Annotated in this window: 20 protein-coding genes, 1 tRNA gene and 1 pseudogene; 12 read left to right on the plus strand and 10 right to left on the minus strand. The window is 67.3% G+C overall.

Annotated features, from left to right (window positions below; translation table 11 throughout):
• Nucleotides 1–182: 182 nt before the first annotated feature.
• The 3 genes from cspA (at nucleotide 183) to topA (ending at nucleotide 4,067) form a co-directional block, all read left to right on the plus strand.
• Nucleotides 183–386, plus strand: a complete 204-nt coding sequence (gene cspA / locus AWC06_RS22160; protein WP_083088599.1) for a cold shock protein CspA — start codon at nucleotides 183–185, stop codon at nucleotides 384–386.
• Between the two features lie 192 nt (nucleotides 387–578).
• Complete coding sequence (locus tag AWC06_RS22165) at nucleotides 579–1,157, plus strand: hypothetical protein (protein WP_085200166.1); 579 nt, start codon at nucleotides 579–581, stop codon at nucleotides 1,155–1,157.
• 126 nt (nucleotides 1,158–1,283) lie between these two features.
• The gene (topA, locus tag AWC06_RS22170; RefSeq protein ID WP_085200167.1) at nucleotides 1,284–4,067 is read left to right on the plus strand and encodes a type I DNA topoisomerase; all 2,784 of its coding nucleotides are present in this window, start codon (nucleotides 1,284–1,286) and stop codon (nucleotides 4,065–4,067) included.
• A gap of 82 nt (nucleotides 4,068–4,149) precedes the next feature.
• Here topA and AWC06_RS22175 read toward each other — a convergent pair whose 3' ends face one another.
• Nucleotides 4,150–5,811, minus strand: coding sequence for an adenylate/guanylate cyclase domain-containing protein (locus tag AWC06_RS22175; RefSeq protein WP_227371195.1), 1,662 nt, complete (start codon nucleotides 5,809–5,811; stop codon nucleotides 4,150–4,152).
• Here AWC06_RS22175 and AWC06_RS22180 point away from each other — a divergent pair.
• Both AWC06_RS22180 and AWC06_RS22185 read left to right on the plus strand, forming a co-directional pair.
• The gene (locus AWC06_RS22180) at nucleotides 5,810–7,024 is read left to right on the plus strand and encodes a DNA polymerase III subunit delta' (protein WP_085200169.1); all 1,215 of its coding nucleotides are present in this window, start codon (nucleotides 5,810–5,812) and stop codon (nucleotides 7,022–7,024) included. The genes AWC06_RS22175 and AWC06_RS22180 overlap by 2 nt on opposite strands.
• A gap of 23 nt (nucleotides 7,025–7,047) precedes the next feature.
• A tRNA-Thr gene (locus tag AWC06_RS22185) sits at nucleotides 7,048–7,120 on the plus strand.
• A gap of 6 nt (nucleotides 7,121–7,126) precedes the next feature.
• On the opposite strand, the gene AWC06_RS22190 is transcribed toward AWC06_RS22185, so the two are convergent.
• The 3 genes from AWC06_RS22190 to AWC06_RS22200 are packed head-to-tail and all read right to left on the minus strand — an operon-like array spanning nucleotide 7,127 to nucleotide 11,015.
• Entirely contained in the window at nucleotides 7,127–7,417 is a 291-nt protein-coding gene (locus AWC06_RS22190) for a YiaA/YiaB family inner membrane protein (RefSeq protein ID WP_085200170.1), read from the minus strand.
• A 49-nt stretch (nucleotides 7,418–7,466) separates the two neighbouring features.
• On the minus strand, nucleotides 7,467–9,125 hold the full coding sequence (locus AWC06_RS22195) for an ABC transporter ATP-binding protein/permease (protein WP_085200189.1): 1,659 nt from the start codon (nucleotides 9,123–9,125) through the stop codon (nucleotides 7,467–7,469).
• Between the two features lie 54 nt (nucleotides 9,126–9,179).
• Nucleotides 9,180–11,015 carry a hypothetical protein gene (locus tag AWC06_RS22200; RefSeq protein ID WP_085200171.1) on the minus strand — a complete coding sequence of 612 codons (1,836 nt, stop codon included), beginning with the start codon at nucleotides 11,013–11,015 and terminating at the stop codon, nucleotides 9,180–9,182.
• On the opposite strand from AWC06_RS22200, the gene AWC06_RS22205 reads away from it, so the two are divergent.
• On the plus strand, nucleotides 10,981–11,925 hold the full coding sequence (locus AWC06_RS22205; RefSeq protein ID WP_085200172.1) for a GDP-mannose 4,6-dehydratase: 945 nt from the start codon (nucleotides 10,981–10,983) through the stop codon (nucleotides 11,923–11,925). The two genes, AWC06_RS22200 and AWC06_RS22205, sit on opposite strands and share 35 nt — an antisense overlap.
• Here the strand turns inward: AWC06_RS22205 and AWC06_RS22210 are convergent.
• The 3 genes from AWC06_RS22210 to AWC06_RS22220 are packed head-to-tail and all read right to left on the minus strand — an operon-like array spanning nucleotide 11,922 to nucleotide 14,220.
• The gene (locus tag AWC06_RS22210; RefSeq protein ID WP_085200173.1) at nucleotides 11,922–12,263 is read right to left on the minus strand and encodes a DUF2304 domain-containing protein; all 342 of its coding nucleotides are present in this window, start codon (nucleotides 12,261–12,263) and stop codon (nucleotides 11,922–11,924) included. The two genes, AWC06_RS22205 and AWC06_RS22210, sit on opposite strands and share 4 nt — an antisense overlap.
• Complete coding sequence (locus tag AWC06_RS22215; RefSeq protein ID WP_085200174.1) at nucleotides 12,260–12,946, minus strand: glycosyltransferase family 2 protein; 687 nt, start codon at nucleotides 12,944–12,946, stop codon at nucleotides 12,260–12,262. Before AWC06_RS22215 ends, AWC06_RS22210 begins: the two co-directional genes overlap by 4 nt.
• Before the next feature lie 14 nt (nucleotides 12,947–12,960).
• The gene (locus AWC06_RS22220) at nucleotides 12,961–14,220 is read right to left on the minus strand and encodes a hypothetical protein (RefSeq protein WP_085200175.1); all 1,260 of its coding nucleotides are present in this window, start codon (nucleotides 14,218–14,220) and stop codon (nucleotides 12,961–12,963) included.
• A gap of 243 nt (nucleotides 14,221–14,463) precedes the next feature.
• Between AWC06_RS22220 and AWC06_RS22225 the strand changes: the two genes are divergently transcribed.
• Nucleotides 14,464–15,456 (plus strand): TerC family protein, encoded by a 993-nt coding sequence (locus AWC06_RS22225; protein ID WP_085200190.1) that lies wholly within the window; start codon nucleotides 14,464–14,466, stop codon nucleotides 15,454–15,456.
• Between the two features lie 50 nt (nucleotides 15,457–15,506).
• Nucleotides 15,507–16,664 carry an alpha-hydroxy-acid oxidizing protein gene (locus AWC06_RS22230; RefSeq protein ID WP_085200176.1) on the plus strand — a complete coding sequence of 386 codons (1,158 nt, stop codon included), beginning with the start codon at nucleotides 15,507–15,509 and terminating at the stop codon, nucleotides 16,662–16,664.
• 3 nt (nucleotides 16,665–16,667) lie between these two features.
• Here AWC06_RS22230 and AWC06_RS22235 read toward each other — a convergent pair whose 3' ends face one another.
• From AWC06_RS22235 to AWC06_RS22245, 3 genes are read right to left on the minus strand one after another with little or no spacing between them, the layout of a single operon-like run.
• Nucleotides 16,668–17,360 carry a hypothetical protein gene (locus AWC06_RS22235; protein WP_085200191.1) on the minus strand — a complete coding sequence of 231 codons (693 nt, stop codon included), beginning with the start codon at nucleotides 17,358–17,360 and terminating at the stop codon, nucleotides 16,668–16,670.
• Between the two features lie 38 nt (nucleotides 17,361–17,398).
• Entirely contained in the window at nucleotides 17,399–18,187 is a 789-nt protein-coding gene (locus AWC06_RS22240; protein ID WP_085200177.1) for a hypothetical protein, read from the minus strand.
• Nucleotides 18,184–18,609, minus strand: coding sequence for a hypothetical protein (locus AWC06_RS22245; protein ID WP_085200178.1), 426 nt, complete (start codon nucleotides 18,607–18,609; stop codon nucleotides 18,184–18,186). Before AWC06_RS22245 ends, AWC06_RS22240 begins: the two co-directional genes overlap by 4 nt.
• Before the next feature lie 53 nt (nucleotides 18,610–18,662).
• Between AWC06_RS22245 and AWC06_RS22250 the strand changes: the two genes are divergently transcribed.
• The 4 genes and pseudogenes from AWC06_RS22250 to esxG form a co-directional block, all read left to right on the plus strand.
• The gene (locus AWC06_RS22250; RefSeq protein WP_211282014.1) at nucleotides 18,663–19,202 is read left to right on the plus strand and encodes a hypothetical protein; all 540 of its coding nucleotides are present in this window, start codon (nucleotides 18,663–18,665) and stop codon (nucleotides 19,200–19,202) included.
• On the plus strand, nucleotides 19,199–19,501 hold the full coding sequence (locus AWC06_RS22255; RefSeq protein WP_085200180.1) for a PE family protein: 303 nt from the start codon (nucleotides 19,199–19,201) through the stop codon (nucleotides 19,499–19,501). Before AWC06_RS22250 ends, AWC06_RS22255 begins: the two co-directional genes overlap by 4 nt.
• 2 nt (nucleotides 19,502–19,503) lie before the next feature.
• Nucleotides 19,504–21,174 (plus strand): PPE family protein, encoded by a 1,671-nt coding sequence (locus AWC06_RS22260; RefSeq protein ID WP_139820196.1) that lies wholly within the window; start codon nucleotides 19,504–19,506, stop codon nucleotides 21,172–21,174.
• A 40-nt stretch (nucleotides 21,175–21,214) separates the two neighbouring features.
• A pseudogene (gene esxG, locus AWC06_RS23160) lies at nucleotides 21,215–21,290 on the plus strand (type VII secretion system protein EsxG); the annotation flags it as partial.

A 21,290-nucleotide genomic window follows, 5' to 3' on the forward strand; every position in this document is an offset into this window, starting at 1 on the left:
TGTGCGGTCGCAGCTTCTGTGTTCGTGTCAAACTTTCGCAGGATCGACGTTGCGGCCGCGGTTCCTGCGAGGTTCTTGCTCGGGTGAAGTTCCGGCAACTCCGCGAGGTATGGCGGTCACAGCGGGCCCGGGGCACCGAAAGCCGGTGCACCGTACCCCAGTAGTAAAGGAAAGATCGAGAAATGCCACAGGGAACTGTGAAGTGGTTCAACGCGGAGAAGGGGTTTGGTTTTATCGCCCCGGAGGACGGTTCGGCCGACGTGTTTGTCCACTACACGGAAATCCAGGGAACGGGTTTCCGCACCCTTGAGGAGAACCAGCGGGTCGAGTTCGAGGTCGGCCAGAGCCCCAAAGGGCCTCAGGCCACCGGCGTCCGCTCCATCTGAGCAGCTTCTGACGAAAACCCCCCGCGTCGTCCCGGTCACCGGGTACGACCGGGGGGTTCTCGTTGCCCGGCCTTATTTGACGTCGGTCGATTGCCCGGCTCGCCCCCTTTGCCGCAGCGCGGCTGGCGGTGCCCCCACCTCCCGCCGCTTCGCGGCGCGATTCGTCGCCGGGCGTGGCCTACTGTCGGTGACGTGAGTCAGCTGTCCTTCTTCTCCGCCGAGTCGGTGCCGCCCGCGGTCGCCGACCTCACCGGGGTGTTGGCAGCCTCCGGCCAGGTCGTGGTGGTCGGCAGTGGCGCCCGGCTGTCGGTGGTGGTGGACCAACCGTGGCGGGCCAGCGCGCTGGCCGAGATGATCGACGAGGCGGGTTTGGCGTCCGAGATCACCCAGACCGACGAGGACACTCCGCTGGTCCGGACGGCGGTGGACGTCAGGCTGCGGTCGATCGCCGAGGAGTGGACCCGCGGGGCGGTCAAGACCGTGCCACCGCTGTGGTTGCCGGGACCGCGCGAGTTACGGGCGTGGACCCTGGCGGCCGGGAGCCCCGAAGCCGACCGTTATTTGCTCGGCCTTGACCCGCACGCGCCGGACACCCATTCGCCGCTGGCATCGGCGCTGATGCGGGTCGGGATCGCGCCCACCCTGATCGGCACTCGCGGGGCTCGCCCGGCGCTGCGGATCAGCGGCCGCCGCAGGCTATCGCGCCTGGTAGAGAACGTGGGGGAACCGCCTGACTGCGCGGAGGCGTTCAACTCCTGGCCGCGGGTTTAGCGGCGATTGAGAGGGCAATTACCGGGGGGTCGGTTTGCGTCGGCAAGCGCCGGGTGTCACATTGTCAGGTGTCCACAGGGGGGCACCGGCGCACGATGCGGCCGGAGAGAGTGAGCGTAAGCACAGTTGGCTGAGGGTGATAGCAGCAACCCCATAAACAGGGGTAATGGCAGCGCGCGGCGGCTCGTCATAGTCGAGTCGCCCACCAAGGCGCGCAAATTAGCCAGCTACCTGGGCAAGAACTACGTCGTCGAGTCGTCGCGGGGGCACATCCGTGACTTGCCGCGCGCGGCGGCCGACGTGCCCGCGAAATACAAATCGGAGCCCTGGGCCCGGCTCGGGGTCAACGTCGACGCCGACTTCGAGCCGCTCTACATCATCAGCCCGGACAAGAAGAGGACGGTCAACGAGCTCAAAGGCCTGCTCAAGGATGCCGACGAGCTGTATCTGGCCACTGACGGCGACCGCGAGGGCGAAGCCATCGCCTGGCATCTGCTGGAAACGCTGAAACCCAACATCCCGGTCAAACGGATGGTCTTCCACGAGATCACCGAGCCGGCGATCCGCGCCGCCGCCGAGCATCCGCGCGACCTGGACATCGACCTCGTCGACGCCCAGGAGACCCGCCGCATCCTGGACCGGCTGTACGGCTACGAGGTCAGCCCGGTGCTGTGGAAGAAGGTCGCCCCCAAGCTGTCGGCGGGCCGGGTGCAGTCGGTGGCCACCCGCATCATCGTGCAGCGCGAACGCGACCGGATGGCCTTCCGCAGCGCCGAATACTGGGACATCGTTGCCCAGCTGGACGCCAGCGTTTCCGACCCGCAAGCCCAGCCGCCCACGTTCACCGCCCGGTTGACTTCCGTCGACGGTCAGCGGGTGGCCACCGGCCGCGACTTCGACTCGCTGGGTGCGCTACGCAAGGCGGACGAGGTCGTCGTGCTGGACGAGGCGCGGGCTACCGCGCTGGCGGAGGGATTGCGCGGCGCGCAGCTCAACGTGGCGTCGGTGGAGGAAAAGCCGTACACCCGCAAGCCCTATCCACCGTTTATGACCTCCACCCTGCAGCAGGAGGCCGGGCGCAAGTTGCGGTTCTCCGCCGAGCGGACGATGAGCATCGCGCAGCGGCTCTACGAGAACGGCTACATCACCTATATGCGGACCGACTCCACGATGCTGTCGGATTCGGCCATCAACGCCGCCCGCACTCAGGCCCGCCAGCTCTACGGCGAGGAATACGTGTACCCCTCGCCGCGGCAGTACACCCGCAAGGTGAAAAACGCCCAGGAGGCGCACGAGGCGATCCGGCCCGCCGGTGAGACGTTCGCCACTCCCGACGCGGTGCGCCGCGAACTGGACGGCGATGATTTCCGGCTCTACGAACTGATCTGGCAGCGCACCGTCGCCTCCCAGATGGCCGACGCGCGCGGCACCACGCTGAGCCTCCGAATCTCGGGCGCATCCGGCGAGCAGCAGGTGGTGTTCTCGGCCAGCGGGCGCACGCTCACCTTCCCGGGCTTCCTCAAGGCGTATGTGGAGACCGTCGACGAGCTGGCCGGCGGCGAGGCCGACGACGCCGAGCGCCGGCTGCCGCACCTCACCGAAGGCCAGCGGCTCGACGCCACCGACCTGACTCCCGACGGGCACTCCACCAACCCGCCGCCGCGCTACACCGAGGCGTCGCTGGTGCGAGCGCTCGAGGAGTTGGGCATCGGGCGGCCGTCGACTTACTCGTCGATCATCAAGACCATCCAGGACCGCGGCTACGTGTACAAGAAGGGCAGCGCGCTGGTGCCGTCGTGGGTGGCGTTCGCCGTCATCGGCCTACTCGAGCAGCATTTCGGCCGGCTGGTCGACTACAGCTTCACCGCGGCGATGGAAGACGAGCTCGACGCGATCGCCTCGGGCAACGAGCAGCGCACCACCTGGCTCAACCACTTCTACTTCGGCGGCGACCACGGCGTCCCGGACTCGGTGGCCCGCTCCGGGGGTCTGAAGAAGCTGGTCGGGGTCAACCTCGAAGGCATCGACGCGCGAGAAGTCAACTCAATCAGGGTATTTGACGATGCTCAGGGACGACCCATCTACGTCCGGGTGGGCAAGAACGGCCCCTACCTGGAACGCATGGTGACCGGTGAGGACGGCGAACCGACCCCGCAGCGCGCCAACCTCAACGACTCGCTGACCCCCGACGAGCTGACGCTGGAAGTGGCCGAAGAGCTGTTCGCCACCCCGCAGGAGGGCCGGGTGCTCGGGGTGGATCCGGAAACCGGTCACGAGATCGTCGCTAAGGACGGCCGCTACGGGCCGTATGTCACCGAGATCCTGCCGCAGCCACCGGAAGACGGCGACGACGCCGCGCCCGCCAAGAAGGGCAAGAAGCCGACCGGTCCCAAGCCGCGCACAGGATCGCTGCTCCGCTCGATGGATTTGCAGACCGTCACGCTCGAGGATGCACTGAAGCTGCTGTCACTGCCGCGCGTGGTCGGTGTCGACGCGGACACCGGTGAGGAGATCACTGCGCAGAATGGTCGCTATGGGCCATACCTGAAGCGCGGCAAAGACTCTCGCTCGCTGGCGACCGAAGACCAGATATTCGACATCACCCTCGACGAAGCGTTGAAGATCTACGCCGAGCCGAAACGCCGAGGCCGCCAAGGCGCTTCGGCGCCCCCGCTGCGTGAGCTGGGCAACGACCCGGCGTCGGGCAAACCGATGGTCATCAAGGACGGTCGATTCGGTCCGTATGTCACCGACGGCGAGACCAACGCCAGCCTGCGCAAGGGCGACGACGTGTTGTCGATCACCGATGAGCGCGCCGCCGAATTGCTCGCCGACCGGCGGGCCCGAGGCCCGGCCAAGCGACCGGCCCGCAAGAGCACCCGCAGGGCGCCGGCCAAGAAGCGGGGTTAAGCCCAGGATTGTCTGTCGCGAAGTAGCAGCCAAGGCAGTGATTCTCGCGCTTTCGCGACCCTGACTTCTATTTCGCGGAGGGTTAGCTGCTCACCTCGCTGGAAACCTCTTCTGAGGCAGCCAGATTCAACGGCCGGGCCAACTGGGTGGGTGCGGTGCGACCGCGCAGCGAGACGACCTCCGCGACGTCCCAGCACAACGCTTCGGCGTCGAGCGCCCCGCTGACCGCGATCGCCGACGCCAGCACATGACCCTCTTCGAGCTTGGCCAGCTCGGTCAGCCGCGCCGCCTCGTTGACCGGGTCGCCGATCACGGTGTACTCGAAGCGGGCCTGTGCGCCGATGTGGCCGGCGATGGCGCGTCCGGCCGACACCCCGATGCCGAACTCCGCGGAGCCGATCACCGGAAGCAGTTCGTCGTGCAGTTCACGAGCCGCCGCCAGCGCGCCACCGGAAGCGTCGGGGTGTTCGATGGGTGCGCCGAAGATCGCCAATGCGGCGTCACCCTGGAATTTGTTGACGAAACCGCCGTGCCGGCCGACGGTGTCGACCACCACCCGGAAGAACTCGTTGAGCAGGTTGACCACCTCGGCGGGCGGACGTGTCGCCGCGAGCTGGGTGGAGCCGACCAGGTCGACGAACAACACCGCGACGTCGCGCTCCTGGCCGCCCAACTCGGTGCCCCGCTCCAGCGCGCGCCGCGCGACGTCCTCCCCGACGTAGCGGCCGAACAGGTCGCGCAGCCGCTGCCGCTCGGCCAGGTCGCGCACCATGTCGTTGAAACCGGCCTGCAGTAGGCCCAGTTCGCTGGCGTCGTAGATCTGCATGTGCGCGTTGTAGTTGCCGTGCTGCACCTCGCCGAGCGCCCAGCGCAGCTGACGCAGCGGGTCGGCGATCGACATCGCCACCAACAGCGTGCTGACGAACCCGACGACCAGTGCAGCTAACGCCAGTAGCAGGATCGGGTTGAACAGCTTCTCGGGTGTCCCGTGCAGCAGCGAAGCCTTGTCGGCTACCACGGCCAGCACGATCGCGAGCAACGGAACGCCGGTCGACAGCGCCCAGGCCAGCATCTGGCGGCCGATGACGCCCGACGCCCGGATGTTCTCTGGCAGCCCGCCCCGCAGCGCGGCGACCGCCACCGGTCGCAGCACCCGCTCGTTCTGCAGGTAGCCGATGATCGCGGTGGCGGTGGCGCCCAGCGCGACGGCGACAGCCACGACCGGTGCCAGGTGGCTGGTCTCCCGCCAGCTGGCGATGATGAAGATTGTTCCGCCGACCGACCAGTAGCCCATGCTGATCAGCACGCGGTAGAACGGCATCCGCAGGGCGCGGCTACGGGCCAGCTCGGTGGTGGCGGGGTCGGTGTCACCGAGCAGACCGTCCCGGCGCTGCCACCGGAATACCGGCACCAGCAGTCGCGTACTGATCGAAAATCCGGTGGCGAAGAGCAGGACGAGCGTGAGCGCGAAGAACGCCAAGTTGGCTCGGGGCAGGTCCTGCAGCTCGATGCGGTCCTCGGGCGGCAGGCCATAGCGCAGGAAGCCGAGCACGAGCAGCGCGCCGATGATGTCGGCCTGCAGCACGCTCAGCGCGAACACCGGCCAGGGGGTGCGCAGCAGCCACTGGACGAATCCGAAGATTCGCCGAGGGAGTGCCTCTGCCGTGCTCACGTGCCCACCGTATCGGGCGCTGGGGACGAAGACGTAGCCAAAAAAGCTGTGGCGGCTACTGTTGCCGGTGATGCCCGGGGTGTTTACGCGGTTGGTCGGCCAGGAGTCGGTGGAAGCCGACTTGGTGGCCGCGGCCCGGGCGGCTCGCGGTGAGTCAGCTCACAATGCGGCTTCCGAAGCCGCCATGACTCATGCCTGGCTGATCACCGGTCCACCCGGCTCCGGACGCTCGGTCGCGGCGCTGTGCTTCGCGGCGGCATTGCAGTGCACCTCACCGGGCGTGCCCGGCTGCGGAGAGTGCCGTGCCTGCACGACGACGATGGCCGGCACGCACGCCGACGTGCGGCGGGTCATCCCTGAGGGGCTATCCATCGGCGTCGACGACATGCGGGCGATCGTCCAGATCGCCTCTCGCCGGCCGAGCACAGGGCGTTGGCAGATCGTGCTGATCGAGGACGCCGACCGGCTGACCGAAGGCGCGGCGAACGCGTTGCTCAAAGTCGTCGAGGAACCGCCGCCGTCGACGGTGTTTCTGCTGTGCGCGCCGTCCGTGGACCCCGAGGACATCGCGATCACGCTGCGGTCGCGCTGCCGGCATATCGCGCTGGTGACACCCTCGGCCGCGGCCATCGCCCAGGTGTTGGTCGACAGCGACGCGCTGGACGCCGACACCGCGAGCTGGGCAGCATCGGTCAGCGGTGGCCATGTGGGCCGGGCGCGGCGGCTGGCCACCGATCCGCAGGCGCGCGAACGACGGTTGCAGGCGCTGGGGCTGGCCCGTGACGCGGCGACCCGATCCAAGGCCTACGCCGCCGCCGAGGCGCTGGTGGCCGCGGCCGGGGACGAGGCCCTCGTGCTCACCGCCGGGCGCGACGAGGCCGAAACCGAGGAGCTACGGACCGCGCTGGGTGCGGGCGGCACCGGTAAAGGCACCGCAGCTACCCTGCGCGGCGCCACCGGAGCGATCAAAGACCAGGAGCGACGGCAGAAGTCGCGCCAGACCAGAGCGTCGCGCGATGCGCTGGACCGCGCGCTGATCGACCTGGCGACGTACTTCCGCGACGCCCTGCTGGTGGCGTCGAACGCCGGCGAAGTGCGGCCCAACCATCCCGACATGGCCGACCGGATCGCAGCCATGGCCGCACACGCCACACCCGACCGGCTGCTGCGGTGCATCGAGGCGGTGCTCGAGTGCCGCGAGGCGCTGGCGGTCAACGTCAAACCCAAGTTCGCCGTCGATGCGATGGTCGCCACCATCGGGCAGGCGCTGCGGTCCGACCTGTAGACTCGGTCCGCCCGGTCGGGCATGCCACCTTAGCTCAGTCGGTAGAGCGGCTCACTCGTAATGAGCAGGTCAACGGTTCGATTCCGTTAGGTGGCTCCGATTTCAGACGACGCCTTTCAGCGGATTGTGTTCGACGTACATCTGTTCCAAGCGGGCTTCGTCGACCCGATTGCGGAATTGGTTGGCTTCGTGCTGGTCGCGGATCACCTTGGCGAGATTGAAGCAACTGGTCACCAGGAACAGTGTGCAGATAGCCAGAAATGCGCGCTGCCAACCGGACATCGGGAGGTATGCGATACCGATGGCCAAGGCGCCGAACGACACAGCGAAGGCGATGCCGGACTGGACGAAGTAAGCGGCGGAGGTACGAAGAAGCGGTTGTGGGGTGTTCATGTCGAAAATTGTCGCAGTGCCGCGGCACCCGAAAGATCACTAATTTTTTTCAAAGCTGGCCTGATCGCCGGTCTAGCACCCACACGGTGGCCATCGTGAGCACGACGGCGAGCGAGACGAGCGCGATGAGACTGGCGCCGTTGCCGCCCTGGAAGGTGTCGCGGTAGGCCGACATCGCCGGAATCGTCGCGGCGTATGTGTCGAGGTTCAGGTCACGGCCCAACGCGTCGAAGGCATGGCGGTTGGCCAGCACCAGGCTCATCAGACGCCCAGGGGCCGCCATCTGGTCGACGGGAACGATGGCGCCACCGAACAGAACCTGAGGGAAGCAGAGCATCGGCAGTGCGAGGGCGGCTTGCGCGGCGTTGGAAACCGCGGCCGATGCGAGCAGACCGAGGGCCAGCGCCGAGGTCGCCTCGACGACAATCGTGGCGAACAGCGAGGCGTACACGTGCCATCCGACGGCGGGCAGCCGACCGAGCGCGCGCAGCACAACGAGCAGCACCGCGCTCACTGAAGCCAGAACCGGAAGCAGCGCCGTGACTTTGGACGCCACGTAAGCGCCGACGCTGAGCCCGGCCAGGCGCTCTCGTCGGAAAACGGCCATCTCCCCGACGATTTGCAGCAAACCATAGGTCAGTCCGAAGAAGAAGCCGTCAAAGGCAATCCAGAACACGATCTGGGCCGGGCCCACATCGGCTGAATTACCCGGATCGAACGCCCCGCGCCTGAACAGCGTCGCCATCATCGCGGTCACTAACACCGGTGAGCCGAGCAGGATCGCCAGGGTCAGCCGGTTGCGGGCGAGAACGTCAGCGCTGCGCCGCGTGAGCAGCCACCATTGGCGGACTATGCCGGTGCGTTCGATCTGTGAGCGGATCGCCGGAATTGCCGGCAAAGCCAACGCGGGCAAGGCTTTTGAGTGCATCCGGCTTTCCGCGAACCGCTGCGCCCAGAACTGCGGGGTGTGCTCACCGGCCAGGCGCTGGTACACCTCGTCGAGATCCTGCACGCCGAAATAGCGCCGGGCGGCGGCGGGGCTCCCGGTGAAGGCCAGATGTCCGTCGCGTGCCAGGAACACCACCCGGTCACAGCGGTCGATGCCCGCCGGTTCGTGTGTGGTGAGTACGACGGTGACCCCGCGCTGGCTGAGCCGGCGCAGCAGACGCATCACCTCGGCGGCAGTCGAGGGATCGAGCCCGGACGTGGGTTCGTCGAGGAAGAAAAGGCGGGGCCGGGTCAAAAGTTCCACCGCGATACTGGCCCGCTTGCGCTGGCCGCCGGAAAGCGCACGGACTGCAACTTCGGCCCGATCGGCCAGGTCGAGGTCGCGCATCGTCTCCTCGACAACCCGGTTCGCCTCGGCCGCCGATGTGCCCGCGGGAAGCCGTAGCCGCGCCGCGTAGCGCAGCGTGCGGCGCAAGGGCATCTCGAGGTGGATGATGTCGTCTTGCGGCACATAGCCGATACGGGATTCGCTGTGTCGAACCTGCCCGGCAGACGGTGGTTGCAGTCCGGCGAGGGTCTCCAGCAAGGTGGTCTTTCCGGCCCCGCTGCCGCCCGCGATGGCGACCAACTCGCCCGGCTCGATCGACAGCGACATCTGCTGGAGAATCTGCCGCGCACCGACGTGCCGGCTCACGTTGATCGCATCGACGCGGGCACCGCAGCACTCGGTTGTCGCTGGCTTGACTACCAATTCGGTCATGGTCGTGATCATCGGTCCGGCGCAGCCTTGCTCGCATGAGGCGTTTGCCTCAAATCACGAAGATCGCCGCGGCGCGGGCACGACGTAACCCACCGGCCCCGCCGCGACGCATACCGCCAGCGCGGCCGTGTCCGCTCGCACCGCGATGACGTTGCCGGCACCCGGCAGCCGGACATAGACCCGGTTGAGCCCCGGATGCACGGGAACCTTTCGGTCGGTTCCCTCGGACAGCGACAGCGTCATCGAGCCGTCGCTGTTGGCCAGATAGTTGATCTCGGCGGTCCAGTCTGCCGGCAGCAGCGGGCCGTCGAGCGCCAGGCGCACCGGGTGGTCGGGCTGTACGAAGTATCCGCACTGCGGCCTCGGCCCGGGCACCATCATGCGCACCCAGGTCACCTGGGCGTCGACCAATCGGCCGGAGCTGTCCAGTATCCGCAATTGTGTTGTCGCCGAGGCGAATTCCGGTCGATCTCGCAGCAGCGCGAACATGTGACTGGCCAGGTTCTCCGGCCAGGCCACCCGGCCCAGCACCAGCGGATCGACCTCCTGGTCGAGCAGCGGCGCACGCGAGGTCGCATGCGCGGCGGCCAAACCGCGACGGGCGTTCTGCAGATAGGGCTGAGCAGGATTGTCCCGCCAAGAAGTCAGAAATGTCGCCGTCGAATACCAGCTGCTGGCCACGAACGCCGCCGCCACCACAGTCGTCACCACCGCGCGGGGCATGGACGCGTCCAGCCACTTCGGCGAGGGCCGGTTGGCTGCACTGAACGCGACCGCGGCGAGCAGCGCCAGCACCACGACCAGGTCGGGAAAATAACGCAGGGTCTGCGCGAGTTCGAGCGCGGTGAACCGCGATGAGCGCATCAGATAGATCGGCACCTGACAGGCGATCACGTAACCGGCCGCGGTCAGCCACACCGGTGCGATACGACGTTTGCGGATCAGCGAGACCGCCAGCGCCGCAGCCAGCGTCAGCCAGCCCAGCGCTCGCACCACCGGCGGCGGGATCGCCCACGGCGAGGCCGGCGCCCACCGGGCCCACGCCCATGGCCCACCGGCCAGGCCCGGAACGATGCCGTGAGTGACCGAGCGGCGCAACAGATCCCACGTCATCGGCAGGTCCGAACTCCATCGCTGCTGATTGACCACAAGCAGATAGACCCCGATCCAGGCGGCGGTCAGCGCGAGCGCCGCCATCCACAACCGCACCCCAGTCCGCCAGGCAGTCGCGAGCGCCGCCCGATCACCCTGTACGTGGCACAGCAGCGCGCTCACCGCGAACGCGACGAACGGAATCACCGCGGCCTTTTCGAAGAACAGCAGCCCGCCGAAGTACACGAGCACGCCGCTCACCGCGTAGCGCAGGTTGCCGGTGCGGATCAGCAGCACGGCATCGGCGGTCACCCACGCCAGCGCGGCGAGCATCGGCAGTGAGTTCAGCGCCGCCGCCCACCACGCGAAGCCCGGCACCCCCAGGGGGGTGAACAGCGCGAACGTCAACGGGATCAGTAGCACCGGGCGCCATCCCAGGACCACGTATAGCGCGCGCAGCAGCGCCAGTGACGCCAGCAGCTGCAGCACCACCAGGCTGATCGCCGGCCCGGTCCAATTCAGCGGCGCGACGCGCGTGATCGCGCCGGCCACCAAATAGGCGGCGGGCATGACATGGCCGTCGTGGTCGTCGAACAGATACGACGGCGACAGCAGCGCGTGGGTGCCGGCCCGCCCGACCAGAATCAGGTCGTCCCAGTAGAAGTAGCCCCGAAATGCCAGCACCGCGCGGATCACCAGCTGCACTGCGATCAGCGCGGCGGCGGCCAGCGCGACGCCGGGAACCCGCCGGTATGGTGGGCCGGTGCGCGCACTGGTCACCGGGGCAGCCGGGTTCATCGGGTCGACGCTAGTCGACCGTCTTTTGGCCGACGGCCAAGCCGTGGCGGGCCTGGACAACTTCGCGTCCGGGCGTGCCACCAACCTCGAGCACCTGGCCGACAACCCCGAATTCAGCTTCGTCGAGGCGGACATCGTCACCGCCGACCTGGGGGCCATTCTCGGCGAGTTCCGCCCCGAAGTGGTGTTCCATCTGGCCGCCCAGATCGATGTGCGGCGCTCGGTGGCCGACCCGCAATTCGACGCGTCGGTCAACGTGATCGGCACGGTTCGGCTGGCCGAGGCGGCGCGCCGCACCGGCGTCCGCAAGGTTGTGCACACCTCCTCGGGCGGATCCATCTACGGCACCCCGCCCAGCTACCCGACCAGGGAGGACGTGCCCACCGACCCGGCGTCGCCGTATGCCGCCGGCAAGGTGGCGGGCGAGATCTACCTCAACGCGTTTCGCCACCTGTACGGGCTGGAGTGCTCGCACATCGCGCCGGCCAACGTCTACGGCCCGCGTCAGGACCCGCACGGAGAGGCCGGCGTGGTCGCCATCTTCGCTCAGGCGCTGCTGGCGGGTAAGCCCACCAAGGTGTTCGGCGACGGCACCAACACCCGCGACTACGTGTTCGTCGACGATGTCGTGGAGGCGTTCATCCTGGCTTCCGGTTCGGTCGGCGGCGGGCAGCGGTTCAATATCGCCACCGGCGTGGAAACCTCTGACCGCCAACTACATTCGGCGGTGGCCGCCGCCATCGGAGCGCCCGACGACCCGGAGTTTCATCCGCCGCGGCTCGGCGATATCAAGCGGTCGTGCCTCGACATCGGTTTGGCCGAACGGGTTTTGGGATGGCGCCCGCAGGTAGAGCTCACCGAGGGTATCCGGCGCACGACCGAGTATTTCCGGCACCTGCACACGGTCTAGCGCGGTTCGGGTGGTTGCGCGCTCTGCAGCGCTATCGCCCGGGCCAGCCGGGCGTACCGCAATTCCAGGTCCTTGAACCGCATGTAGGCGCTCAGCGTGGTGAAGACGAACGCGATGATCAGCGCGTAGAGCATCAGGTCGGTGCCGCGGTCGACGCCGACCCAGTGCGCCACCACCGTGGTGTCGTTCGGCCGCAGCACGGCGTACACACCGGCCAGCACGAAGACGACATAGCCGACTTTGACCCAGGCCCGCGACTGGGCGCTGCGCCGCGAGCGCAACAGGTACACCAGCAGCGCAACGATCGAAGCGATCAGCAGGATTTGGATCCAGTTCACCGCGGCATCCTTCCTCGCAGGAATCCGTCGAAGATGATGTTGACACCGTTGAGCAACGGCTGGCCCTTGGATTTCGAGTAGTCGGTGTAGAGCACCTCGACGGGTTCTTCTGTTACGCGCCAGTGGTTTTCGGCGATCAGCATGATGAACTCGTTGGCATGGCTCATCCCGCTCATGGTGATGTCCAGCCCGTCGGCGACGGTCTTGTTGAACACTCGAAGGCCGTTGTTGGTGTCGGTCAAGCCCAGCCGACGCCCGCGCGGGCTCAGCCGCGCGGCGGTGCGCAGCACCAGCCGTTTGAGCAGCGGGGGCTTGCCCACGCCCGGGCCGAATCGCGTTCCCATGACGATGTCCACGTCACCCCCGGCCAGCCGGTCGACCATCGCGACGACATCCTTGACGCGGTGCTGACCGTCCCCGTCGAACGTCGCGAACACCTGCGCGCCGGGCTGGCGGCGGGCGTACTCGACGCCGGTCTGGATGGCCGCGCCCTGGCCGAGGTTCACCGGGTGGCGTACCAGGTGAGCGCCGGCCCGCAAGGCGATATCGCCGGTGTCGTCGTCGCTGCCGTCGTCCACACATACGACGTGATCGAAAACCGTGCGCAGATCGGCGATGACATCGCCGATGGCACCGGCTTCATTGAAGGCTGGAACGACGATCCAGGCATCGGGATAACCCATTTCGATGCCCCAAGTTACCGCAGTTCAGCGCGCGGACGTGCCAGCGCGAGCAGATGCACGCCGATGCCCACCAATGGCCCGCACAACAACGCCACCACGGTGCGGCTCTCCAGCGGCAGCGGCAACAGCAGCAGCAATGTCGCTGCCACCGTTGCACCGACCCAACCGAGGCTGTAGGCGCGGTGCATCGCGGCGGCGACCGTGGCGGCACCGGTAAGCGTCAACAATGCGATCGCCACCGCCGCCGCCGTCAACCAGGCCAGCAGCGCGCCGGCCGCCTGATAGTCGGGACCGAACCCCACCCGCAGCAGCCACGGGCCGACCAGCCCCGCGGCCAACACACCCACGGCCCCGACCGCTCCGACCAGCACCGCCGGCGCGACCAGCGCCCGCAGGCGTTCGGTGCGCTCGTCGACGAAGTGAGCGATCAGATTGCCCTGCATCGCGGTCAGCGGCACCAGCAGCGGCGCGCGGGTCAGCGTGACGGCCAGGATGACCACGCCGCCTTCGGTGCCTAGCGCTTGAGAGGTCGCCTTCAGCAGCACTGGAAAACCCATCACGAGAATCGCGCTGGCGCCGGCCGCGGTGATCGAGTGGGCCGCTCCGCGCAGGAATGTCCCAGTGCCTCCGGGGGTCAACAGCCGGGCCGCGGCCCGTGTCGTCGGAGACGCCACGATCAGGATCAGCCACGCCACCGCACCGGCGACAGTGGCCCACAGGAATCCGACCAGCCCCCAGCCGATCACGAAGGCGGCCGCCGCGACCGCCACCCGGATCACCGCGTCTGTCACCATCAGCGCTCCGTACTGGGTCCAGCGGTTGTCGCCGGCCAGCATCCCCAGCAGGGTGGCGTGCAGGCAGAACCCGGCGAGCCCGGCGCTGAGCAGCCCCACCGAGAGCCATCGGGCGTCGGCGAACACCTGGCCACTCCACAGCGGCGAGCTGCCGGCGATCACTGCGGCGGTCGCGACCCCGATCAGGCCGGCCACGCGCAGCGGGTGGGTGCGCCGGCCCGGCACGATCTCGGTGTAGCCCGCGGAGCGGACTTCCCGGGTGGTCTCCTGCAGCAGGCCGTTCGCGGCGCCAGTCACCAGGCCGAACGCTCCCCAAAACACCGCGAAGACCGAGAAGCCGGCCGGCGCAAGATCGCGCGCCGCGAGGTAGACGACGGCGTACCCGCACAGCGCGGTGACCAGCGTTGCGGTGGCGACCCGGGCCACGCTGCTGCGTGCGATCGGCCCGGTAGACGCTGCGGTTCCGCCGAGCTCGGTCACGGCGAGAGCCGTGGAGCGGGGACCTCCGGCAGCGCCACAGTTTGAAAATACTAACGACGGGTCATGCTTTGGCTACCTGTTCGCAACCCTGAGCTGACAGAGTGCTTACAGAGGGGAGTATTTCCTCGCCGCGGTGCCGTCATCACGTCGACCACCAATGGACGGCCGGGCCGCGGGCCGCTGTGACGGTGGAAGAGACCTCTGGTGTTTCGCACTACCGGAGGTCGCCCTTTGCACGAACCGTTGCACCAGTTCGAATGGATCGTCGTCTCAGGTGTGGCGATCGCAATCCTGTTGTTCGACGTTGTGGTCATCGCGCGCCGACCACACCAACCGACGATGCGCGAATGTGCGATCGCGTTGTCGATCTATGTCGGACTGGCCGCATTGTTCGGGATCTGGGTTTGGCACTTCCAAGGCCACCGGGCCGGGCTGGAGTTTTTCGCCGGGTGGCTCACCGAGTACAGCCTGTCGATCGACAACCTTTTTCTCTTCATCATCATCATGGCCGGCTTCAAAGTGCCAAAGGCACACCAGCAACAAGCATTGCTCGTCGGGATCGTGATCGCGCTGATATTCCGTGGCGTCTTCATTGCGCTCGGCGCCGTTGCCATTCAGCAATTCTCATGGGTGTTCTACCTTTTCGGTGCATTCCTGGTGTACACCGGTTCAAAAATGGCACGCGGTGTCGACTACGACGACAACTCCGAGAACGCGGTCGTCCGCTTCGCCCGCAGCCGCTTGAACATCACCGATACCTGGGACGGTCTCAAGCTCTACGTCAAGGACCACTCCACCCGCACGATGACCCCGATGTTTTTGGTCGTCCTGGCGCTGGGCACCACCGACCTGATTTTCGCCCTCGATTCCATCCCCGCCATCTATGGACTCACCCGTGAGCCCTATCTGGTCCTGGCCGCCAACGTTTTCGCCTTGATGGGACTTCGGCAGTTGTACTTCTTGCTCGGTGGCCTGTTGAAGCGGGTGGTCTATCTGACCCAGGGCCTTGCCGTCATCTTGTTGTTCATCGGGGTGAAGCTGGTGCTGCACGCATTGCACGAAAACAATGTGCCGTTCATCAACAACGGTGAGCCCGTCGACGTGCCGGAGATCCCGACTTTGCTTGGGCTTGCCGTCATCGTGGTGACCCTCCTTGTCACCACCCTCGCCAGCCTCTACCGGACCCGCGTCGTCGAAGCGGACCGGGCCGTCGAACGCGCCGGTGTAGCCCGCTGACGCAGCGGGTAGCCGAAACCCGTTGCCGTCATACAGGGAGGAAGCGGGCAGTGGGGAACTTCGGCGATTACCAATACCAGTTCTACAAAGCCGGGGTGTTGAACAAAACCTCTCCGTTTCCGTTCACGTTCGACGAATGGGAACACCGCGCTCAGGAAATCCTCAATCCGTTGATTTATGGCTATGTCAAAGGCGGTGCCGGTGACGAGGAGACCCAAGATGCCAACGTCAGCGAGCTGCGCCGCTATGGGCTGACGCCCAGGATGTTGCGCGACCGCAGCGATCGCGACATGTCGGTCACGTTTTTAGACCGCAAGCTGCCGTCGCCGGTTTTCCTGTGCCCGGTCGGTGTGCTCGGAAACATCCGGCCCGACGGCGATCTGGACGCCGCCCGGGTATGTGACGAGCTGGATTTGGTGGGAATGTATTCGACCCTCTCGTCGGCCACCATCGAGGAAGTGGCGGAGGCTCGCGGGCAGTCGTTCGGGATCTTCCAGCTCTACCCGACCGCTGACGAGAAGCTGACCGAAAGCTTCGTCAAGCGAGCCGAACGGGCCGGGTTCGATGCGATCGCGGTGACGGTGGATTACGGCACGGTGGGTTGGCGGCCGAGAGACCTCTCGCACGGGTTCATGCCGATGCTGCGCGGTGACTGCATCGCGAACTACACCTCCGATCCGCGCTTTCGCGAATTGGCCGGCGTCGCCCGTGAGGACGAGCTCGACCCGGTGCATGCCGGCGCGGTATGGATGGAAGTCTTCGCCAATCCCCATTTCACCTGGGACGACATCACCTGGCTGCGCGGCCTTACCGACCTGCCGCTGATCGTCAAAGGCATCTGCCTGCCCAGCGACGCCGCGCACGCCAAACAGCTCGGCGTGGACGTCATCGCCTGTTCCAATCACGGCGGACGGCAAGCCAACGGCGGCATCCCGGCGATCTGTCATCTCGAACAGGTCATCGAGGCCGTCGGCGAGCTGCCGGTGACGTTCGACTCCGGGATCCGAAACGGAGTGGATGTGCTGCGCGCCTACGGGCTGGGGGCCGCCCTGGTCGGCATCGGCCGGCCCTATGCCTACGGTCTGGCGGTGGGCGGGCGCGACGGGCTGCGCACGGTGGTTTCGCAGATCCTGGCCGAAGCCGACCTGACGATGGCGGTCGACTGCTACTGCGAGCTTGGTCAGCTCGCCGTCGAGCGGCTGGATTAAAAGTCAGGCCTCGATGGCGCCGGCGACGCGCCGTTCGATGCTTTCGCGAGCAGGGGCGGGCAACACGATCAGTCCATCGAGTTCGCTGCTCGCCCGCGCGTAAGCGCTTTGGCGCTCCTGCGGTGTCGCCGCTGCGTCCTGCGCAAGGTGCAGAAGGTTCTTGGCTCGCGCCAGCCGTTGCTGGTCGTCTGCCGAGAAGTCGCTGCGACGCCGGCGAATCGCTTCGGCCTCGGCGATTTCGAATGCGCTGACGTACTCGTGCACGGCGTCGCGGTAGTCCAGCCGCGCGCTCTGATCGCCGAGCAGGTCGTCGGGTCGGTCGGGACGCAGTAAGTCGGCCCGCCGCTTCGCCTTGTGGAAACCAATGGTCAGCGGATTCCGCATGTCGGTCATCACGGGGAAGTCGAGCAGTTTGGCGATGTCGACCTCATAGTCCAGCCACCGCGCATCGGTGCGGTCGTGCTCGGCGATGAGCTTGGCGACCTCCCGGCGGTAGCTTTCCTTATTATTTCGGCCCCGCGCGGATGCTTCGGCTATCGCGATCTTGGCCTGCTGCTTCAACCGGTACCGCTCGAGCCGTCGCTCGGCTCGGCGCTCGTTCGCCGCGGCGATCGCTCGCAGCCCTCCGCCGATCGCGCCGCCCAGCGGAAATACCAGCCACCAGAAATTCGCGGCGAAATGAAACAGCGGACCCACATTGCCAGCATGCCACCGCCGCCGGTTTTCCCCGGTCGTCAGTGTCGTTTGACGACGGAACGCGGCGCGGTCCGCCACGCTCGGCTGCCGTCGGGCCGGCGCCGCGGTGGCTCGAGCAGCAGAACGGCGCGACCGTCGACGAGCACCGGGCGTACCCAGTCACCCAGTTCGATGACCTCGTCGGGCTCGGGCTGGCGGTGCATCGCGTCGCGCACGACATCGATGGGTGTCAGCGAGAGCAGGTCGTCGAGGATGGCTTCGGTTGGCAGCGCGCGGATCCCGGGCAGCGTGATGAACAGGCCATCATTGCCGGAGAGGTGTAGCCCCACCGCGGCCAACGCGCCGAGCACCCCGTCCTGCGTCCCGCCGTGGCCCGACAGGTGCACGCCGAGCCTGGCCGCGAGGTCGCGGGCCTCCCGGGCGTGCAGCACTTCTCTTTTTGCCCGACGGCCGAAATCCACCAGCAATGCGGCGGTTTCGCCGAGGTGGGCGGGGATGGCCACGGCGAGCCCGGGATCGGCGCCGGGCGGGCAGACCCGTTCCAGGAACCGTCCGGCGAGTTCGACGACCCGTGCCCGCACGGCGTCCGGGTTGCCGCCCGCACTACGCAGGGCCAGGCAGGCGCTGGAATTGTGTGAGGTGTAAGGGATTCGGTCGTCGAGCAGCAGCTGGTGGCGGGTAGCTCCGGCCGGGGCGCCGAGGGCTGCCGCCGCCAGCTCATCGAGCAGCAACCGGGCGCGACGGCCGGTTCCGGGGCTGTACAGGTCGTCGGTGTCATCGATGCCGATGAGGACGTCCACACCGGCGAGAGCTGGCGTGGCGGTCATGGGTTGACGACAAGGCTGGTGACATCGCGCACCCATCGGCCGACGTCGAGCTTCGTGCCGACCAGCTTGAGTGTCTTGCGTTTGGTGACGTTCAGGATCAGCTCGTCGGTGAGTTCCGCGGCGACGAACGTCTGAGCCGGGTCGCGCCCCTCGATTCGCACGCTGCGCACGTCGATGGCGCCGGCGGCGTCGAGGATGGAATGCACCGTTGGGCCCTTCTGGCGCACTGCGCCTCGCGACTGTGGCGTCACGATCTCCACCTGCGGAAGATCCTGCAACTGCCGCAGCGTGAAGCTGGTCAGCGTTCGGCTGTCCTGCCGGACGACAAGGTAATCGTTGTGATGCCCCGCGCAGCCGCCGCCGGCTGCCAAGCCGACGCTGAAGAGCAGGACCGCCGAAGCGTGCGCCGCAGAATACCTCATCCGGCCTTGAGGATTGCGCACTTTAGGAACATATACGGGGTATTGTTCCGCAAGTGCGGTCCTATGCGGATGCTGCTTCTGACGTTCCGTGGGCGACGGGCGGCGTGCAGCTCGCTCGCGAGGCTGTGTTCCCGGCACTGGCGGTCGCGCTGATCGTCGGGTACAGCGACATCCGGATCCCGTTGGGGCTGCCCGGACACCGCGGCTTGGTGTGGCTGACCTCGTTGGTGGCGGTTGCTCTGGTAGCGCGGTGGCGCGAGACCGTCGTCGCGGTCGGGGCGGCTTCGACGGTTAGCACGCTGATGCTTCACGGAGTCGGCGACGCATGGGCCAGCACGCGCGATCTGTCCGCAGCGATCTTGTTGTACGCGGTGGCCACCCTGCCGTGGGTGCGCCCTCGGCGCTGGTTGATCGTGCCCGCGGCTGCGCCCATTCATCTTGTTGCGCTACTTGGGCGGGGTCAGCTGTCTGCGGTCGTGTCAACCGGGGTGGTCGAAAAGGTTATGTGCCACTTGGGTTTCGGGCTGATAGCAGGACTGCTGGGCTGGACTATCGCGTTTGGTGTGGGTGGGCGAAGGGAGTGGGTGTCATGACGCTGCGTGTCGTTCCGGAGGGTTTGGCCGCGACCAGCGCGGCGGTGGAGGCGATCACGGCGCAGCTCGCGGCCGCGCATGCCGGCGCGGCCCCGATGGTTTCGATGGTCGTGCCGCCGGCGGCCGATCCGGTGTCGCTGGAGGCCGCGGCCGTGTTCAGCGCCCGTGGCGGCCAGCACTCGGCGGCCGCCGCCAAAGGTGTTGAGGTACTGGGTCGTGCCGGGCTCGGGGTGAGCCTGGCCGGCGCCAACTATGCCGCCGGGGACGCGGCGGCGGCCTCGACCTATCTCGGTGGCTGACAATGACCGCGCCGGTGTGGATGGCGTTCCCGCCTGAGGTGCATTCCGCACTATTGAGCACTGGTCCGGGGCCGGGTCCGATGTTGGCTGCCGCGGGCACGTGGACGGCATTGAGCACCGAATATCAGGCGGCGGCCAGTGAGTTGACCGCGGTGTTGGCCGGGGCGCAGGGCGTTTGGGAAGGTCTGACGGCCGAACAGTATGTGGCCGCCCATATGCCGTACCTGGCGTGGCTGACGTTGGCCAGCACGCTCAGTGCCGAGGCGGCCGCGCAGCACGAGACGGTGGCCGGCGCATACAGCGCGGCATTGGCTGCGATGCCGACGCTGCCGGAGTTGGCCGCAAACCACGCCATCCACGCGGTGTTGGTGGCGACGAATTTCTTTGGCATCAACACGATTCCGATTGCCCTCAACGAGGCCGATTACGCGCGGATGTGGACGCAGGCGGCCACCACGATGAGCACCTATCAGGCGGTCACCCGGGCAGCCCAAAACACCAGCGGAGCCGGCACGGGGGCCGGGGCAGGGACGGGTGCTGGGACTGGAACCGGAACTGGGACTGGAACCGGTGCCGGGGCTGGAACCGGAGCTGGCGGAGGCGGCGGCGGTGGCGGTGGCACCGGCACCGGCCTCGGCGGCGGTCCTGCTGGGCCGTTCACGTTGCCGACGCCCGACGAAATTTGGCAAATGCTCTTCGGGCCCGATGGCGAGCAGATCCCGGGCCAGGGCCAACCCAACTGGAGTCCGCAGCAGTATCTGCAGAACCTCGGCAACTTTTTCCAAGGTAATCAGATGGCACTGGCCTGGATTCAGCAGAACCTTCAAGGCTTGTTGAATCCGTCGACGGCACCCGCGTTGATCGAATACTTCATTGCCTGGCAAACCTTTCGAATCGTCAACTGGACACTGAGAACGTTGCGCTTCTTGATTCAGGAGCTGCCGCTGTTGACCTCGGTGGGTCTCAGCTTGATGATTCCGACCCTGGGCGCCGTAGCCGGTGCGGCTCCGGCCGGTCTGGCCGGTCTGGCGGGGCTGGCCGGCCTGGCTGCGCCGGCAGACGTCGGTGCGTTGCCCGCGCCAGTCCCACAACCAACCATGGCGGGCGTCCGACCGCCGGTGGTGTCGACCGCCACCGCCCCGGTGGTCCCGGCGAGCCCGGCGGCACCGGCCACGCCGGTGACGTCGGCGGCCGAAGCTGCGACCCCGTCCGCCGCGCCAGGGGTGCCACCGATCCCACCCGCCCCGGTGAGCGGCGCGGAGGGCTACGGCTACATGGTGGGCTGGTCCGGGCTGGGTCGTGAAGCCTCGCTGCAGGGCCGGTCCAAGACGACCGAGCGCGCGGCCGAAACCGTCCCGGCCGCCGCCGCTACCGCAGCGCCGAGTGGCGAACAGGACCGCATGCGTCGGCGTCCGAGCAAGGAGATCGACCGCGGTCATCGCTACGAATATCTGGAGGCCGACGACGATGCGAGCGCCGAGCCGGCGGACCGCTACGCGGCCTCGGTGCAGGGCGCCGGGCCGCTGGGGTTCGCCGGCACGGTACCCAGGACTGGCTTGCAGGGCAGCGGCCTGACCACGTTGGCCAGCGACGAATTCGGTAGCGGCCCAACGTTGCCCATGCTCCCGGAGAGTTGGGGCGACCTCGGAGGAGAGGCAGGTACACGGAACTAAACGATCGTGTCGCGTACTCGGACAAGAAGGGATGTTGGTGATGAGTTTGTTGGATGCTCATATTCCGCAGTTGGTGGCGTCGCAGTCGGCGTTTGCGGCCAAGGCGGGGCTGATGC

The sequence above is a fragment of the Mycobacterium fragae genome, from assembly GCF_002102185.1.
GTDB lineage: Bacteria > Actinomycetota > Actinomycetes > Mycobacteriales > Mycobacteriaceae > Mycobacterium > Mycobacterium fragae.

What these genes read in the sequence shown, in the direction of transcription:
- AWC06_RS22190 (WP_085200170.1), bottom strand. Translation starts at nt 7,417, where the DNA reads ATGAACACCCCACAACCGCTTCTTCGTACCTCCGCCGCTTACTTCGTC.
- AWC06_RS22200 (WP_085200171.1), bottom strand. Translation starts at nt 11,015, where the DNA reads ATGAACCCGGCTGCCCCGGTGACCAGTGCGCGCACCGGCCCACCATAC.
- AWC06_RS22255 (WP_085200180.1), top strand. Translation starts at nt 19,199, where the DNA reads ATGACGCTGCGTGTCGTTCCGGAGGGTTTGGCCGCGACCAGCGCGGCG.
- AWC06_RS22245 (WP_085200178.1), bottom strand. Translation starts at nt 18,609, where the DNA reads ATGAGGTATTCTGCGGCGCACGCTTCGGCGGTCCTGCTCTTCAGCGTC.
- cspA (WP_083088599.1), top strand. Translation starts at nt 183, where the DNA reads ATGCCACAGGGAACTGTGAAGTGGTTCAACGCGGAGAAGGGGTTTGGT.
- AWC06_RS22215 (WP_085200174.1), bottom strand. Translation starts at nt 12,946, where the DNA reads ATGGGTTATCCCGATGCCTGGATCGTCGTTCCAGCCTTCAATGAAGCC.
- AWC06_RS22180 (WP_085200169.1), top strand. Translation starts at nt 5,810, where the DNA reads ATGCCCGGGGTGTTTACGCGGTTGGTCGGCCAGGAGTCGGTGGAAGCC.
- AWC06_RS22240 (WP_085200177.1), bottom strand. Translation starts at nt 18,187, where the DNA reads ATGACCGCCACGCCAGCTCTCGCCGGTGTGGACGTCCTCATCGGCATC.
- AWC06_RS22260 (WP_139820196.1), top strand. Translation starts at nt 19,504, where the DNA reads ATGACCGCGCCGGTGTGGATGGCGTTCCCGCCTGAGGTGCATTCCGCA.
- AWC06_RS22195 (WP_085200189.1), bottom strand. Translation starts at nt 9,125, where the DNA reads ATGACCGAATTGGTAGTCAAGCCAGCGACAACCGAGTGCTGCGGTGCC.